Annotated in this window: 16 protein-coding genes; 8 read left to right on the top strand and 8 right to left on the bottom strand. The window is 33.6% G+C overall.

The window, feature by feature from the left end; translation table 11 throughout:
* Positions 1 to 22 precede the first annotated feature (22 nt).
* Positions 23 to 1,207, top strand: coding sequence for a hypothetical protein (locus V7719_RS07475; RefSeq protein ID WP_335729258.1), 1,185 nt, complete (start codon positions 23 to 25; stop codon positions 1,205 to 1,207).
* A gap of 90 nt (positions 1,208 to 1,297) precedes the next feature.
* Here the strand turns inward: V7719_RS07475 and V7719_RS07480 are convergent, their stop codons facing one another.
* From V7719_RS07480 to ytxJ, 5 genes are all read right to left on the bottom strand, one after another.
* Entirely contained in the window at positions 1,298 to 2,698 is a 1,401-nt protein-coding gene (locus tag V7719_RS07480) for an alpha/beta hydrolase family protein (protein WP_335729259.1), read from the bottom strand.
* Between the two features lie 95 nt (positions 2,699 to 2,793).
* Positions 2,794 to 3,246: a hypothetical protein gene (locus tag V7719_RS07485; RefSeq protein WP_335729260.1), complete on the bottom strand. Its 453-nt coding sequence runs from the start codon at positions 3,244 to 3,246 to the stop codon at positions 2,794 to 2,796.
* Positions 3,247 to 3,326: 80 nt separating this feature from the next.
* A complete protein-coding gene (locus tag V7719_RS07490; protein ID WP_335729261.1) occupies positions 3,327 to 3,983 on the bottom strand; it encodes a hypothetical protein in 657 nt (218 codons plus the stop codon).
* On the bottom strand, positions 3,967 to 4,458 hold the full coding sequence (locus V7719_RS07495; RefSeq protein ID WP_335729262.1) for an RNA polymerase sigma factor: 492 nt from the start codon (positions 4,456 to 4,458) through the stop codon (positions 3,967 to 3,969). The genes V7719_RS07490 and V7719_RS07495 overlap by 17 nt, the downstream gene beginning before the upstream one ends.
* Positions 4,459 to 4,780: 322 nt before the next feature.
* The gene (ytxJ, locus tag V7719_RS07500; protein WP_335729263.1) at positions 4,781 to 5,164 is read right to left on the bottom strand and encodes a bacillithiol system redox-active protein YtxJ; all 384 of its coding nucleotides are present in this window, start codon (positions 5,162 to 5,164) and stop codon (positions 4,781 to 4,783) included.
* Positions 5,165 to 5,461: 297 nt separating this feature from the next.
* Here ytxJ and clpB point away from each other — a divergent pair, with 297 nt between their 5' ends.
* Both clpB and V7719_RS07510 read left to right on the top strand, forming a co-directional pair.
* Entirely contained in the window at positions 5,462 to 8,071 is a 2,610-nt protein-coding gene (gene clpB, locus V7719_RS07505; protein ID WP_335729264.1) for an ATP-dependent chaperone ClpB, read from the top strand.
* 155 nt (positions 8,072 to 8,226) lie between these two features.
* Positions 8,227 to 8,625, top strand: coding sequence for a hypothetical protein (locus V7719_RS07510; protein WP_335729265.1), 399 nt, complete (start codon positions 8,227 to 8,229; stop codon positions 8,623 to 8,625).
* A gap of 75 nt (positions 8,626 to 8,700) precedes the next feature.
* Here the strand turns inward: V7719_RS07510 and V7719_RS07515 are convergent, their stop codons facing one another.
* Entirely contained in the window at positions 8,701 to 9,324 is a 624-nt protein-coding gene (locus V7719_RS07515) for an OmpW/AlkL family protein (RefSeq protein ID WP_335729266.1), read from the bottom strand.
* Positions 9,325 to 9,604: 280 nt separating this feature from the next.
* On the opposite strand from V7719_RS07515, the gene V7719_RS07520 reads away from it, so the two are divergent.
* From V7719_RS07520 to deoC, 5 genes are all read left to right on the top strand, one after another.
* On the top strand, positions 9,605 to 11,191 hold the full coding sequence (locus tag V7719_RS07520) for a T9SS type A sorting domain-containing protein (RefSeq protein WP_335729267.1): 1,587 nt from the start codon (positions 9,605 to 9,607) through the stop codon (positions 11,189 to 11,191).
* 277 nt (positions 11,192 to 11,468) lie between these two features.
* The gene (locus V7719_RS07525; RefSeq protein ID WP_335729268.1) at positions 11,469 to 12,065 is read left to right on the top strand and encodes a TetR/AcrR family transcriptional regulator; all 597 of its coding nucleotides are present in this window, start codon (positions 11,469 to 11,471) and stop codon (positions 12,063 to 12,065) included.
* Positions 12,066 to 12,117: 52 nt separating this feature from the next.
* Positions 12,118 to 12,606, top strand: coding sequence for an acyl-CoA thioesterase (locus V7719_RS07530; RefSeq protein ID WP_335729269.1), 489 nt, complete (start codon positions 12,118 to 12,120; stop codon positions 12,604 to 12,606).
* 57 nt (positions 12,607 to 12,663) lie between these two features.
* Positions 12,664 to 13,524: a TraB/GumN family protein gene (locus tag V7719_RS07535; RefSeq protein WP_335729270.1), complete on the top strand. Its 861-nt coding sequence runs from the start codon at positions 12,664 to 12,666 to the stop codon at positions 13,522 to 13,524.
* 221 nt (positions 13,525 to 13,745) lie between these two features.
* Positions 13,746 to 14,405: a deoxyribose-phosphate aldolase gene (deoC, locus tag V7719_RS07540; RefSeq protein ID WP_335729271.1), complete on the top strand. Its 660-nt coding sequence runs from the start codon at positions 13,746 to 13,748 to the stop codon at positions 14,403 to 14,405.
* A gap of 43 nt (positions 14,406 to 14,448) precedes the next feature.
* Here the strand turns inward: deoC and deoD are convergent, their stop codons facing one another.
* Entirely contained in the window at positions 14,449 to 15,150 is a 702-nt protein-coding gene (gene deoD, locus V7719_RS07545) for a purine-nucleoside phosphorylase (protein ID WP_335729272.1), read from the bottom strand.
* A 45-nt stretch (positions 15,151 to 15,195) separates the two neighbouring features.
* Complete coding sequence (locus tag V7719_RS07550) at positions 15,196 to 17,586, bottom strand: aldehyde dehydrogenase family protein (RefSeq protein ID WP_335729273.1); 2,391 nt, start codon at positions 17,584 to 17,586, stop codon at positions 15,196 to 15,198.
* Between the last annotated feature and the right edge of the window lie 2 nt (positions 17,587 to 17,588).

Here is a 17,588-nt window from a genome sequence, read left to right on the forward strand (position 1 = left end):
ATAACCAATTAAAACCAGAATTATGAAGCAATTACTACTCACAACAGTACTTCTTCTGGCTCTAACATCATGTAGCGGAAGAAAACAAATTGAAAAAGCCATTAGTCATGGAAACTATGATCTAGCAATCAATGACGCGTTACGAAAACTCGAAAACAACAAAGACAAAAAGCGTAAGCAAGACTACATTGTCATGCTTGAAGATGCGTATTACAAAGTTTTGGAGGAAGACCTAAAAGACATTCAACATCTTAAAAAGGATGGAAATCCTGAACAATACAAAACGATCTACGAAATCTATTTAGATTTAGAAGCGAGACAAAATGCCATAAAACGTGTATTGCCGTTACAAATAAATGGTAGAAATATCGATTTGAAATTCAATAATTATTCGTCAGAAATCGTCGATTACAGATACAAAACATCCGAGTATTTAATAGATGAAGGCATTACGCTTTTAGATTCTGAAAATAAATATGATGCCAGAAAAGCGCATGATATCTTTAGTTATATAGAACGTATAAATCCGAATTTTGAGGAAACTAGAAGTCTATTAACTGAAGCTCATGAAAAAGGAACCGATTATGTGATGGTGTCAATTGAAAATCAAACACAACAGGTAATACCACAACGTTTAGAAGATGAATTATTAGATTTTAATACTTATGGCTTAAATCAATTCTGGACCGTTTACCATGGAAATTCAACTTCAAATATAAACTACGATTTTGCCATGCAATTGCAATTAGAGCGCATTAATATTTCGCCAGAACGTGTTAAAGAAAAGGAATTCCTTCGAAAAAGAGAAATTATTGATGGTTGGGAATATCAATTAAATGCCGCAGGAAATGTTATGAAAGATAGCTTAGGCAATGACATTAAGATTGATAAAATTGTTACTGTAAAGGCACGCTATTTTGAATTTATACAAACCAAGTCATCACAACTAATAGCCAATGTCGTTTATACGGACTTAAAGCAAAACCAAACACTTGAATCCTTTCCTATAGATAGTGGTTTCATTTTCGAAAACATATTCGCCACGTATAGAGGTGACAAGCGAGCTTTAGACAGAGATGATAAAGAATTGTTGCGCAATCGTAGCGCACAATTTCCATCTAATGAACAAATGGTATACGATACAGGTGAGGATTTAAAACTGAAATTAAAAAAAATTATTAACTCTTACCGAATGCGAAGAAGTTGATTCTTCTATATCTTTCAAATGAAAACTCCCAAAGTTATTGCTTTGGGAGTTTTTAATAAATTATTTACAACTCATAGACTATCACAGACTCTATTTAGTTACACTTAAAACCCAATTAGAGATAATTTCTAGGACCATCGGAGAAATAGTTTGTTCAATATCTTTATACTCGTTAATGTCACCAGTTTTACATTCTTGAAACATGTGATTTAGGTTCTCTAATTCCAACACCTTGTAGTTCATATTATTCCCTTTGATTAAAGCAGCACGTATAGCATTTTGATTTATTGCTGCATTTACTTGTTGATCTTTACTCCCATTTAATGATAATACTGGAATCTGTAGTTTTTCAATCTCTACAGAAGGATTATAGCTCAAAAAGTATCTAGTCCAAGGCTTTAAGCTCGTTTTGGTTTCATTCTCAATAAACTTTGAAATATTGGCGTCAGGTGCTCCCAAAGATTTTAAAATTGGAGTTAAAAAAGCGGTATTGTGAGCGAATAATTCTCGCCCTATTTCTGGAATACTCTTATTAGACAAAAGAATGTCATGAGATTTTCTAACATTCTGCTCAAAGGCAGCTTCATCTGGCACAGGAAATGAGCGTATGGTTTTTGTTTGCATAAGCGCCACTTCATTTCCCGGAATCCCTGTTGCCGCTAAAAGAACAGCAAATGCAACATCGTCAGTTTGATTTGCTGTTAATGGTGCGATAATTCCACCTTCGCTATGTCCTATTAATCCAATCTTTTTGGTATCGATATCATTTCTCGATTTCAAATAGTGTACAGCACTTAGCACATCTTGTGCGAAATCTGCTGTTGTGGCTTTGCTGAAATCACCAGTAGATTCTCCAAAGCCTCTATCATCATAACGTAATACAGCTATATTGTTTCGCGTAAGGTAATCCGAAAGTACTAAAAACGGTCTGTGTGTTGCTGAGCTTCCATTTCTGTCAGTTCTCCCACTTCCGCTTATTAAAACAACTACTGGATATTTACCTTTTTTTGACGGTCGTGTAAACGTTCCAGAAAGTGAAACGCCAGCTTCGGCATTATCAAAAGTCACGTCTTCTTCGTAGTAAGGATAGGGCTCAATAGGCTCCTGAGGTCTAATGATTTTTGCTATAATAGGATTCCCTTTTTTTAAATTTAAAACGAGTTTAACGCTACCTTCATTATAATTACCTTCAAATAGATGTGTGGTTTTATTCCAGATACCTTCATATTTCATACCTAAGTCAGGTGCATCGATTAATAACGTCCCTTCTTCAAAAGACGTTGACTTAGGTTTAATACCGTCAACATTAAAGGTTGGGATAGCCATTGTTGACGTGTAAACTTCTCCGTTTTTTTCTAAAAGAAAGACAAAGGTGATTTCTTTGTTATCGGGTGTTTTAGCAATGCCATGCCATACGCCAGAAAGATCTTGTGAAAAGACATTCATTATAGAAAATGTAATAAAAATGGCTACTGTAATATATAATCTCATGTGTGTAAAATTTTATTTAGTTGTGTTTTAGTGAAAAAATTGTATTAATGATTTGGTAATTGAAGGTGTTTGCAGAAGGATTAGATAAATTGGTATTAAAGGATATTTCCAGCAGCTTTAGCCTCAGCTTCTTTCTTACGGCCCATAATTGAACCCACTACGATTCCTCCTATTAAACCTAGAGAAATACCTAACGAGCGTTCTAGATTCGAAAAAATAGCAACGCCAAATAGCAAACCGAATGATAATCCTAAACCACCATATAATTTGGTGTAATATCCCGCTGTAGTTAGCGAAAAGGTGTCTTTTAAATATTTTTCGAATTCATTAAGAGCTTTCTTAATGTGTTTTTTATTGTGCTCTGGATTTGACTTTAATTGCAAACGATCAAGTTCCGTTTCTATCAATTGAATGTCTTCATTTGAAAACGTTCTATCTTTCAGTTTGGTTAGAATATTAAGGAATTTTTCGTAAATCTTGATTTCAGATTTTTTACTCGTTTCAGATACTAAACTTTCTAAATAATGATAGGCTTTCTGTAGTGTCATAATAATTACTGTTTTCTTGGTTAGTGGCACAAAACAATATTTATTACAGGTGATCCTTATTTTTTTTTAATAAACAGTAACTAATTATTTAAACGTTCCATGTCGGCAAGCAGCTCTTCTAGTTTTTTGAATACTCTTCCGTAAACAATATTCAAATCCCATTTGTAAATTCTACCTCCAAAAATGGCCAATACAACTGAAATCACAAGCACAACAACAATTCCTATTAATGGAATTTCAAAGATGAGATAAACATCTGGAAAGCCAAATAGGATCTCATTTACAAGTCTTTTGCCCAAAAAAACGCCTTCAGCATCTTTAAAATAAAAACCAATGATGAAGGACATAAACATAATAGGATATAAAAATGTTGATATTTTCTTATTAATAGATACCTGTTTTTTTATCCATAGATTAAATGCTTTTAGATATTGATAACTACTATCGCCTTTATCTATTTTCTCTAAACCATTTAATAACTTTTTGTTAATAATAACAAGTACATTAAGAACAATAAAAAATAGGATTCCCGACCATGGTATTCCTACAATGAATGATGCAATTAGAAAGACAATCGAGAATGCAACAATTGCTATCAAGTTTATTTTAAACATCCTTTTAAACTTATCAATAACATGAATCGATTTCTGATTATAAAGGTTATTGATTTTTGGAGCTAATAATGCATCACTTTTAAGAAACCCTTCTTTCCAAATATTCTCAATTGATTTTTCCATCTAATATTTTTTTCAAGCGTTCTTTTATTCTCTTTATTCTTACACCAATGTTATTGGTATTAGTTCCCATAATGTCTGCAATCTCTTTATATGACTTCTCTTCTAAATATAGAAGAATAACTGCTCTATCTATTTCCGATAATTGCCGAATAGCTCGGTATAATTCATTTAGGTTTTCATCAGAAAACGCATAACTATCTTCAGTTAATTCAACAGGAATCGTATCTGAAGCAAACTGTTGACCTTTTTTTTTCTTTTTCTTAAGTAAGGTTAAACAAACATTTAGCGAAATGCGATACACCCAAGTACTCCATTGCGATTCTTCCCGAAAATTATCTTTGCTTCTCCATATCTGCAAACAGACTTCCTGATAATAATCTTCGAAGTCTTCTTGCGAGTTTGTGTAAGCCCTGCATAATTTTATAATTATGCCGGCATAGGGTAAAATAGATATATTATAAAAATCGCTGCTCAATATTGTGTTCTATAAGTTAGTGGCTTGTCTTGAAAATTATTACACCCTCTGCAAAAATAAATAATCTTAATCTTTATAAAAAATTAAAGATAGTTTACAAATCAAAATATCAATTACAACAAGCACCATTTAGCCATCAGTATAAAGGAAGTATTTGCTAAATTTATTTTTAGAGGCATATTATTCAACTCTAATCAAATCCAACTTGTTAACAACAACCCTATGCGAAGAAATTGGCTCATCTATATATTCACACTAAAAACTCCCAAAGTGATTACTATGGGAGTTTTTAATTCTAAATATTGAAAAAAATCTTAAGCGCTTAAACAAACCTCTCCAAATCAATCTCATTAATCGCACTATGAGACGCATGAGAAACCGTAGTTCCGTTTTTTATGATAAGCAATTGTGGTGATTGGTGCATCACTTGAAATTTATAACCTACTTCATTAGAGACGTCTCTATGGTTCAATAAATCTAGATAGTATAAGTCTAGATTAGAATCAACATCATAAGCACTCACAAACTGCTTCATCACCATACTACTAATACCACAACGTGTCGAATGTTTGAAAACCACTTGTGTTTTCGTTTTCGACAGCTTTTCTATCTCACTCAATTGTGAGACATTAGTTAAGGCTTGCCAAGGCAATAGTTTTTCTTCTTTTGGCTCAGACGAGCCGAATATATTTTTAAATAATCCCATAGTTATCTTTTTTGTTTTTCCACGCTTGACGCAGAATCTATTTCAACTTATAAGTCGTATCTTTATTTTAAGCTTACAAACTGACGAAAAGTCACGCTAATACACACTAAATCAGCCATTTTGTCGTTTAGTTTTAGCCTTTTTCAATTGGTAAGGTTATTGATTTAATGTGTTTGTAAATGACAAGGTCATATTAAACTTTACCTTGTCATTCAGAGTGCCAACGAAGAATCTAAAACTAGATAAGGTTCCTCATTTCATTCGGAATGACAGGTTTAAAAATACTATAAATAAACTATGAACTTTAATAATTATACTATAAAATCCCAAGAAGCGATTCAGCAAGCACAACAGCTCGCGCAAAGCTTAGGCCATCAGCACATCGAGAATGAGCATATCATTAAAGCCATTTTTGAAGTTGATGAAAACGTACTGCCTTTTTTACTAAAAAAACTCAACGTTAATATCGAGATGCTAAAATTAGCGTTAGATAAGCAGCTAGAGAGCTTTCCTAAAGTTTCGGGAGGCGATTTAGCTATTTCTCGTGACGCAAGTAAAGCGCTTAACGAAGCCTCTATCATTGCTAAAAAAATGAATGATGACTACGTTTCAGTAGAACATTTAATCCTCGCTATTTTCAAGTCGAAGAGTAAAATTGCTCAAATGCTAAAAGACCAGGGTGTTACCGAAAAAGGATTAAACGCAGCTATTGAAGAGCTACGTAAAGGCGACAGAGTGACATCTCAAAGTCAGGAAGAGACTTATAATTCGCTAAATAAATATGCGAAGAATTTAAACCAATTAGCAAAAGACGGAAAGCTAGACCCTGTTATTGGTCGTGATGAAGAAATTAGACGAATTCTTCAAATATTGTCACGTCGTACCAAAAACAATCCTATTTTAGTTGGTGAACCAGGAACTGGCAAAACTGCCATTGCTGAAGGTTTAGCACATAGAATTGTAGATGGCGACATTCCAGAAAACTTAATCGATAAGCAAATTTATGCGCTCGATATGGGTGCACTTATTGCAGGAGCGAAGTTTAAAGGTGAATTTGAAGAGCGACTGAAAGCCGTTATTAAAGAAGTCACTTCTAGCGAAGGTAATGTCGTATTATTTATCGACGAAATCCACACACTTGTTGGCGCTGGTGGTGGACAAGGTGCTATGGATGCAGCAAACATCCTAAAACCAGCTTTAGCGCGTGGCGAATTGCGAGCTATTGGTGCAACAACACTTGATGAATACCAAAAGTATTTTGAAAAAGACAAAGCTTTAGAGCGTCGATTCCAGAAAGTAATGGTGAATGAACCAGATACAGAAAGTGCGATTTCTATTCTTAGAGGTATTAAAGAAAAGTACGAAACACATCATAAAGTTAGAATCAAAGATGAAGCGATTATTGGTGCTGTAGAATTATCAGAACGCTATATTACCAATCGTTTTCTCCCAGATAAGGCTATTGATTTAATGGATGAAGCGGCTTCAAAATTGCGTATGGAAATCAATTCGAAACCAGAAGAATTAGATGTGCTTGACAGAAAGGTTATGCAACTCGAAATTGAGATTGAAGCGATTAAACGTGAAAAGGATGAAGTAAAGCTTAAATCGCTGCGTGCTGATTTAGCTAATCTTAAAGAAGAACGTAACGAGCTTAATGCGAAATGGAAAAGTGAAAAAGAGGTTGTTGATAATATTCAAATGGCCAAATCAAATATTGAAGAGTATAAACTCGAAGCCGAACGTGCTGAACGTGATGGTGACTACGGAAAAGTAGCTGAAATTCGCTACGGAAAGATTAAAGAAGCTCAAGAACAGCTTGAGAAGTTTCAGAAAGAATTGCAAGATAATCAGAGTGAAAGCTCGCTGATTAAAGAGGAAGTTACTTATGAAGATATCGCTGAAGTAGTTGCGAAATGGACAGGGATTCCTGTGACCAAAATGCTACAAAGTGATCGTGAGAAACTCTTAAAATTAGAAGATGAATTACACAAACGTGTCGTTGGTCAAGAGGAAGCCATTACTGCTGTGAGTGATGCAGTGAGACGTTCGAGAGCTGGATTGCAAAATCCGGAAAAACCAGTAGGCACCTTCTTGTTCTTGGGAACAACCGGTGTTGGTAAAACCGAGTTAGCTAAAGCCTTAGCCGAATATCTCTTTGATGATGAAAATGCCATGACGCGAATCGATATGAGCGAGTATCAAGAAAGTCATAGTGTGAGTCGATTAGTTGGAGCACCTCCAGGATATATTGGTTATGAAGAAGGCGGACAATTAACCGAAGCGGTTAGAAGAAAGCCTTATTCTGTTGTTTTACTTGATGAAATTGAAAAAGCACATCAGGATACTTTTAATATCTTATTACAAGTATTAGATGAAGGTCGATTAACAGACAATAAAGGACGTGTGGCCGATTTCAGAAACACTATTATCATTATGACCTCAAATTTAGGTAGTGATATTATTCAAGAGCGTTTTGAAGCAACCAAGGATATAGACTCAGCAATTGAAGCTGCAAAAGTGGATGTTCTCGGCTTGTTGAAGCAAAGTGTACGTCCAGAGTTTCTAAATCGAATTGACGATATCATTATGTTTACGCCTTTAACAAAATCTAATATTAAAGATATTGTTGGCTTACAATTAAAGGGCTTACAAAAAATGTTATTAAAACAAGGTATCACTTTTGATGCTACTCCAGAAGCTATAACCTATTTAGCTGAAAAAGGTTTTAATCCAGAATATGGTGCAAGACCAGTGAAACGAGTCATACAGAAAGAAGTTTTAAATGCTTTAAGTAAGGAAATATTATCAGGAAAAATAACTACGGATAGCATCATTCTTCTTGACGCCTTTGATGATAAATTGGTTTTTAGAAACGAAGCGAGTTTTGTTTCAAAAGAAATATGATAATCGCTGTAACAAAATGATTATATAACAGTCTTTTAAGTGGTTGGTTAGTTGAAAAGCAACGCGAATTTTAGAAATAAAAGGAGCGTTGCTTTTCCGTTATAAACACTAATTTTGTATTTCATTAACCTAACCTAACATTATTACCTATGGGAATGTTCCGCTACTACGATATTGGTCATGCTGAAGTATTTATTTTCGATGATTTTTTAATTAAACAAGTTAGAGAAGGTGCTATAGTCGATCAAGAGGAAACTGAAGAGTTTAAAATCATTCTCAAAGAACATTTTAATGAAAAAAACATGGCTTACATTTCTAATCGCGTGTTTTCCTATTCTGTAAATCCATTGGTCTATAAAGAAGCTGAAAAAATACCTAATTTGGTTGCCATAGCTGTTATTCCTTCAAATGAAAAAACACGTGCAAGTGCAAAATATGAAAGTCAGTTTTATGACCGTCCATTCGGCATCTTTGACAACTTAAGTGAAGCTATTGAATGGGTCCAGAAAATCATACAGAGAGAAAATAGCGAATTGAGCGTTGAAAATGCATAGTCATTAATACTAAAATAATTGAACAAAAAAAAGGCCACAATATTGTGACCCTTTAATCTATTAATGAAATTTTTATTAAAACTTTAATCCAACCCCTAAGCCAATCATTAAAGGATCTATATTCACTTCGACCATACCGGATGAATCATTATTTGGTATGACATCCGTTTTAAGGAAGAACTTCTTGACATCAAAGTTTAAAAACCACTTGTCATTCAAGTTATAATCTATTCCAGCTTGCAGAGAAAATCCAACTGAATTTTCATATTCAATGTCATCTAAATCTCCAGCATCTTCTCCATAAAATATGGTATAGTTTATACCTGCTCCAACATAGGGTTTAAATTCATCTGCATAGAAATGATATTGTAGATTAAGTGTTGGAGGTAATAACCAAACGGATCCTAAATCGGCTACACCTTCAATTTCAACATCATGCTTTGTTGTTGCTAAAATTAATTCGGCTGCGAGGTTTTTGTTAAAAAAGTAAGTTAAGTCTACTTCAGGAACAAAAGCTGTAGAGATATCTACATTGGCACCATCAATATCATCATCTGGAGAAGGTGCTACAGCAATTACTCTAAAACGGGCTTGCCATTTACTATAAGTTGGATCATCATTAGAATTTGTCTCTTGAGCATTAACGCTTGTTAAAGAGAAAAGACCTGTTATTACTAGTGCAAAAATTACTTTTTTCATGTTGTTAAAATTTAATATTTAAGCAAATTTAGAATGAAATTATAAGGAGAATTATGACAAAAGTCATAGTCCGAAAATTTTATTTTAACAGGTTAAAAAAATCATTTTAATTAAAGCATAAACGACATCAAAACTATTGAAAAACAAAGTGTTAGTTTTTAATTCAAATTATAATCTAAATAAAATTCACTACTTTTAAAATTCACTATGGGTATTTATATTAAGTCATTATATTTTTTTTAATGACTCCACTTTTGCTTAAATATTAAATCCTTCTACAATGAAAATAAAATACGTCTGTTTACTTCTTACAATTTTGGCATATACGAAAACCTATTCTCAATGGGTAGATTTTGATGATGAAACAGACACCCGGATCGTCGTTACAAATGTTAGTGGAAATACGGATATAAATGCCGTTGATGATCAAGAAAAAGATTTAGCAATCGGTGATTTTGATAGAGATTCATTTATGGATTTCGTTGTTGTTAGAAAATCCCCTTTTTCTTCTCCTGGTCCAAAGACAGATTTACTGTTTATGAATAGAAATGGTGTTTTAACAGATGAAACTGATATTTATGCTCCAGAATTTTTATCAGATGTTACCGATTCTAGAGATGTCATATGTGTGGATGTAAATAATGATGATTGGCCAGATTTGTTCGTTATTAGTACGTTTGAAGACCAGCCAAAATTATTCATTAATCAAGGCAATGATATTAATGGTGATTGGCAAGGATTTGAAGATGAATCTAGTACGAGATTACCAACTATAACAGTAAATCCCATACAGTTTTGCGCAGGTTGGGGAGGCGACTTAACAGGTAACAACTTCAACGATTTATACCTCATAAATTATGCCCCTTCTGGTAATGCAAAAGACGTTTTATTAATTAATGATGGTACTGGAAATTTTACAGATGAAACAATTACACGATTGGGAGATTTAAGAAACTCTAGCTTCGGAACAGGAGTCGAATTTCATGATGTTGATAATGACTCAGACCTAGATATTATTAAGAACCTAGGTTTAAATAATATTGCACCTTTTAATACAAAAGGAACTATTATATTATTCAATAATGGTGATGCAACTTTTACTAATTGGCAAAGGCTTCCTGGTCCAAACCCTTATATGTTTACTGCTGGTGATTTGGATAATAATGGTATGTTAGACTTTTACTTAGTAGATGATGGTCCAGATTATGTCAATAAAATCACAAGTGTTACTATAGATCAAAATGTGAATTCTACTCTGTATGACATGCCTACAAATAGAACTGATGGCTTTGGAGGTAATGTTAAAATGGTTGACTTAGATAATGATGGTGATTTAGATTTAGGCCTCTCAAGTGTTGATACCGATCTTCCTCCTTGCGAAACAGGTGAACTTAGAAGATTCATCATATTTGAAAATGATGGGTTATACAGCGGAAATCTAATACACCCTTATGGAGCTACTATGAGTCCATGGAATATATCTACCTTCGATCATGATTACATAGACATCAATAGCGACGGTTTATTGGATATGATTCTTGGTACTTGTGATGGTTATAAAATTTTTATTCAAGATAATCCTGCTCTTTCTATTGAAAATACTAATCTTGACCTTATTGCGAGTGTTAATCCAAATCCTAGTAACGGTCTTTTAACTGTATCTTTAAATGAATCTATAAGATCTGATTTTTCTATAAACCTATATTCAATTAACGGAAAACAACTCTTAACTATCGATGAAACTAATAGTATTAAAAGTTCTAACGACATTAAAATTGATATTAGAAATCAGGTTAGTAGCGGGATGTACTTTCTCAAGATTAAATCTGATAGAGGAATTGCAACTAAAAAAATAATTATTAATTAGAGCTTCAACAACGTTTCAATTTTGCTAGACTATCTTTAAATAGGGCTTCATTAATATCGACACGCCAAGTTAGGAAGGAGTCTCCTTTAAATAATTGCACTCCCTTTCCTGAATGAAGAAGCTCTGGAAATCCTTTATCCAAAACAAGTTAAATCATAATCTTTATCGATATGAACAGAATTATTTCCCATACTTTTTTATAAATATAAATAAGTAATATGAGAATAATTTTCATTTAAATATACCAATTGGTATATTTTTTATATATATTTGCATTATGCAAACAAAAGCAGAACTTACTAAAGTATTTATTTTAGAGACTGTAGCTCCCATTTTTAACAAAAACGGTTATGCAGCAACAAGCATGAGTGATATTACTAAAGCTACTGGTTTAACTAAAGGTGCTATCTACGGAAATTTTAAAAATAAAGAGGCGTTGGCCATTTCAGCTTTTAAATTTACGGTGAAACGCCTAATGAAACACATTTCAAGTCATTTAGAATTAAGTGATTCTCCTATCCAGAAGCTATTTTTAATTTCAGATTTTTATGGTAATTACTATGATTTCAGTAAAAAATTAGGAGGTTGTCCAGTATTGAATATTGGTGTAGATGCTAATAACCAAAACACACTTCTGCTCAAAAACGTAAAAATGGTTATTGAAAAAATTCAAGATCAGGTCGCTGCTATTATTGAAAACGGAATTGAAGCTGGAGAAATCTCAACAGAGATTAATGCCATGCAATATGCAAAACGTTTAGACACCATGATTCAAGGTGCTATATTTATGACCTATACGATGGATGATGAATTTTACATGAAAGATACGATGAACCAAATTGATCAAATGATTCATAACGAACTAAAAGCTTAAAAAAATTTAATCAATAATATACCATTTGGTATATATCAAAAAAAACACTTAGATGGAATTATCAAAAATTGTCAGCAGTAAAACAAAAATCAGATTTCAAGATTGTGATCCTTTTAATCATTTGAATAATGGAAGTTATATTAATTACTTTATGAATCATCGTGAAGATCAATTAATAGAGCATTATGATATTGATATCTACAACATGGCGAAAACTAAAGGTGTGAGTTGGGTATCTAGCAGTAATCAAATTGCGTATTTAAAGCCAGCATTCTTAATGGAAACTGTCGTGATAGAATCACAACTCCTCTATCATGACTCTAGTCAATTAAAAGTTGAAATGCGTATGTATAATGAAAACAAAACACATTTAAAAGCAGTTATATGGTGTGGTTTTGTGCATTTCAATCTTTTAAAGCAATCTAGAGAAACACATTCCGATGCTATGATGAATTTATTCGAGGCTATTGTAAATCCGGTAAATGCGGTTAATTTCGAAGAACGCATTTTGCAATTCAAAAAAGCAAAAGCTGTAGTTTAGGATATCTGTAACTTTTCAGCGTATATTCATACCTATCAAGAAATCTAAATGATTATTATGAAAAAACTACTATGCTCTATTGCATTATTCCTTACGGGATTTGGAATGCTTCATGCTCAAGATCTCGAAAAATCACTCCTTTGGGAAATTTCAGGAAATGGATTAACAGAATCATCATATCTCTATGGAACGATACATATGACCTGTGATGCGTCTTTAGGTACAGACGTACAAAAAGCCTTAGATGACACAAAGCTTCTTGTTTTAGAGATTGATATGGACGATCCGTCTATGCAATCGACAATGATGAAAGGGATTTATATGAAAGATGGAAAAACTATTAAAGACCTAGTAAGTGAAGAGGAATATGTGGCACTTTCAAAATTTGTAAAAGAACAAATAGGAATGCCGCTTGAAGCATTAGCGAACGTTAAACCCTTTTTTATAACCGCAATGTTTTATCCGAAACTATTAGGTTGTCCAGTACAATCTTACGAAGAAGCGTTGATGAAAGTTGCGCACGAACAAAAAGAAGAAGTATTGGGATTAGAAACTATTGAAGAGCAACTTGACGTGTTTGACCAAATTCCTTATAAAGATCAAGCTACAGATTTATTACGCTCTGCAAAAGACAATCTAGCCTATGATAAAGAATCGTTTCAAAAACTGAATAAACTATATGGTAATGAAGATATTGAAGGCATGATTACCATGATGGAAGAAGATAAAAACTTGACTTCGACTAAGCATAAAGACAAAATGCTAGATAACAGAAACAAAAAGTGGATTGATAAAATTGGAGAACACGCAGAGAAACAGCCCACTTTTTTTGGTGTTGGCGCAGCACATCTTGCTGGAAAAAATGGTGTCATAAAACTCCTTAGAAAAGCTGGTTATACTGTTAAATCGGTTGAATGAAATTCGCTACAAATTGAACAATAAGCCTCTGATTAAGAGGCTTTTTTGTTAAAAACCCTTTAAAACTCTAAGTTTACACAATAAAACTTTAGCAATTAAGGTTATGAATGTTAGATTTAATTGCTAACTTTGGACTGCTATTAATTCCCAAATTTACATTAGTTAAAGCACACTAATCCTTCTTCAAATCAAGGATCAGTGAATAATTCACCTACTTTAGTATGAACATAAACGCATATATTGATCACACACTTTTAAGTGCAACTGCCACCGAACGTGACATTATAGATCATTGCAATCAAGCCAAAAAACATAAATTTTATTCTGTTTGTATCAACAGTTGCTATGTGCCATTAGCAAGGCAATTACTTAAAGATTCTAAAGTAAAAATAAGCACTGTTGTAGGATTTCCGCTTGGAGCCAATTCTACAGAATCTAAAGTATTTGAGGCGAAGCAAGCCATAAATGATGGTGCGGATGAGATAGATATGGTGATGAATCTTGGCGTGTTTAAAAGTAAAAATTATGTAGAGGTTTTTAAAGACATTAAAGAGGTCAAAACGGCTATTGGCAGAATACCTTTAAAGGTTATTATTGAGATAAGTGAACTGTCGAAAAACGGGATTGTTAAAGCTTCTGAAATCTGCTTAGATGCCAGAGCAGATTTCGTAAAAACGTCTACTGGATTTACTAAAAGCGGAGCCACACTAACAGCTGTTAAAATTATTAGAAAAACAGTTAGAAAAAACTGTAAAATAAAAGCTTCGGGTGGTATTGGCGATTACGAAACGGCTAGAAAATACACAGATATTGGTGTTGAGCGCATAGGAACTTTTTCAGGAGTTGAAATAGCCTCAAAGAAGCTATTTATCCAAAACTAAAGGTACTGATAGTTCATCGTATTAACAATGGATATATCGTTTTCTAAGCCAGTTCTAAAGCTATCTTCATCATATCATTGAAAGATTGCTCCCTTTCTAGGGTAGTCGTTCCCTCTCCAGTAATTATATTATCACTTACTGTTAGTATTGAAAGGGCCTTTACTCCATATCTTTTGGCTAAAGTAAAAAGAATTTGTGATTCCATTTCTACACCAAGAATACCGTGTTTTTTCCACTTTTCCCAACGATTATCTCTATTGTCATAAAACGTATTCGTACTAAATACTGAGCCTTGATAAGTTTTGATATTCATATCTCTAGCGGCATTATATGCTTTTAATAATAAATCAAAATCTGCGGTAGCTGCATAATTCATACCATCAAAATATAAACTGTTGGCATCACAATCACCTGAGGCGCTCATTGCCAAAAGCACCTGCCCTAGATCGATATCTTCTTGTATAGTGCCACAAGTACCAACTCTAATTAAATTTTTTACTTTATAAGTTCTAATGAGCTCATTCACATAAATAGAAGTACTTCCCATTCCCATTCCTGTACCTTGAATAGACACTCTGTTTCCCTTATAGTAACCAGTAAAACCGAGCATTCCTCTTACTTTGTTATAACAAACGGCATCATCTAACATTGTTTCTGCAACATGCTTTGCTCTTAAAGGATCTCCTGGCAATAGCACAGTTTCTGCAATATCGCCAACTTTGGCTTCTAAATGGATACTACTCATATTCTATTGATTATTAATTGTTTATCGTTATTGGACACTTATTAATTAAGCACCATAAGGAATCCAAATGTTTTTTATCTGACTTGCCTTTTTAAGAAATTCGCTTCCTTCACCTTGTGCTTTATCTAACCAGTTTCTATACTTGCCATAATTCACCCATGTTCGTTTCATATTATCAGCTGATAATAATTCCATAGCTTTACAACCTTCTTTGCTACCAAAATACCAAATAGCATCTACATCATCATGCTTTGCCAAAACTTGAGCTAATTCATCTTTATGACCTGTGACAATATTTATTGCGCTTCCTGGCACATCTGATGTTTCCAAAATTTGATAAAAATCAGTTGCTGAAAAAGGTGATTTTTCAGAAGGTACAACCACCACATTGTTACCCATCGAAATTGCTGGAATTACTGTTGAAATAAAACCTAATAAAGGAAATTCATCAGGACAAACAATTCCCATAACTCCAAAAGCTTCTGGCATTGCCAAAGTAACATTTCTATGAATAGTATGATGTACGTGGCCATCATACTTATCTGCTAAAGCTGCATAGGTATAAATCCTTTCAATAGACAAATCGACTTCTTTTAAACCGTCAGCCTTACTTTGATTGGTCATTTGAACAATTCTACTCGCAAATTCTTCTCTACGAATTGCCAAATTTTCTGCCAAATAATACAATACTTGCGCTCTTGCATGGCCTGTCATACTCGTCCACTTGTTACAAGAATGAGCAGCTTCTACTGCATTTCTAATATCTTTACGGTTACCTTTAGAAACTTCGCCAATATATTTACCATTGATATCGTTAATAACCTCACTATAACCTCCATCTGGTCTGGCTTGTTTGCCACCAATGTACATTTTAGTAGTCCTATCTATTCCTAAGCTCGCCTCTGATTTTTTAAGAGTTCCATTTGATTTATGCTTTGGTATTGAAATTGGTTGATCTGTAAAAGACTCTTCAATTTTTGGTTTTAGATATTCCATTAAACCTTCCTTTCCTCCTTCTCTACCAAATCCAGATTCACGATATCCTCCAAATCCAGCTGCTGCATCAAACACATTAGTACAATTAATCCATGCAACACCTGCCTTTATTTGTGGTGCAACATCTAAAGCTAGATTAATATTTTCTGTCCAAATACTACATGCCAAACCATATCTGGTATTATTGGCCAGTTTTATAGCTTCTTTATGAGATCTGAACGTCATAGCGACCAAAACAGGACCGAAGATTTCTTCTTGTGCTATAGTTGCAGAAGGTGAAACACCAGTGAACATTGTTGGTGGAAAGTAATACCCGTCTTTTGGGCATGACCAAGATGGCTGATTTATGGTATTGCCTTCATCAACACCTAATTTCACCATTTTTGTAATGGTATTAAGCTGTGCTTTATCTACAATAGCGCCTATATCAATACTTTTATCTAATGGATTCCCTATTCTTAGGGTTTCCATTCTGGCTCTAATCTTTTTATATAACTTTTCTGCAATACTTTCTTGTACCAATAATCGTGAACCTGCACAACATACTTGACCTTGATTAAACCAAATAGCATCGACTATACCTTCAACGACACTGTCTAAATCTGCATCTTCAAAAACTATAAATGGCGATTTCCCACCAAGCTCTAAAGATAATTTTTTTCCTGTCCCTGCAGTTGCTCTTCTTATAATTTTACCAACTTCTGTTGAACCTGTAAAAGCGATTTTATTGACATCTTTATGGTTTACAATATCTGCTCCTGTTTTTCCGTGTCCTGTTATAATATTTACGACACCATTTGGTAAACCGATTTGTTGACAAATCTCTGCAAAAAGCAATGCTGTTAATGAGGTTGATTCTGCAGGCTTTAAAACCACAGTATTTCCCATTGCAATTGCTGGTGCTATTTTCCAAGCTAACATCATTAAAGGAAAGTTCCATGGAATAATCTGACCAATTACTCCAAGTTCTTTATAGTCTTTTAATTCTGAATCTCTTAATTGTGCCCAACCAGCATGGTGATAAAAATGTCTTGCAACAATGGGAATATCAATATCTCTTGTCTCTCTAATTGGTTTTCCATTATCCATGGATTCTAAAACCGCAAAAAGACGAGAATGTTTCTGGATTTGTCTTGCTAAAGCATATAGATATCTGGCACGTTGATGCGACCCAATCTTTACCCATTCTGGTAATGCTTTATTAGCAGCTGCTACTGCCTTATTAACATCAGTTTCATTGGCTTCAGAAATTTTTGCCAATTTTTCCTTATTTGAAGGATTAATACTGTCAAAATACTCTCCAGATGAGGGAGCAACCCATTTTCCGTTAATAAATAATTTGAACTTTCTTTTATGACTTTCCAAAAAGTGAATGGCTTCATCTGCACTTTCTGGTGCTGGACCATAAGCCATTGTATCGTATATTTCTTTAATTTCCATGC

The organism is Psychroserpens sp., assembly GCF_036960315.1.
GTDB lineage: Bacteria > Bacteroidota > Bacteroidia > Flavobacteriales > Flavobacteriaceae > Psychroserpens.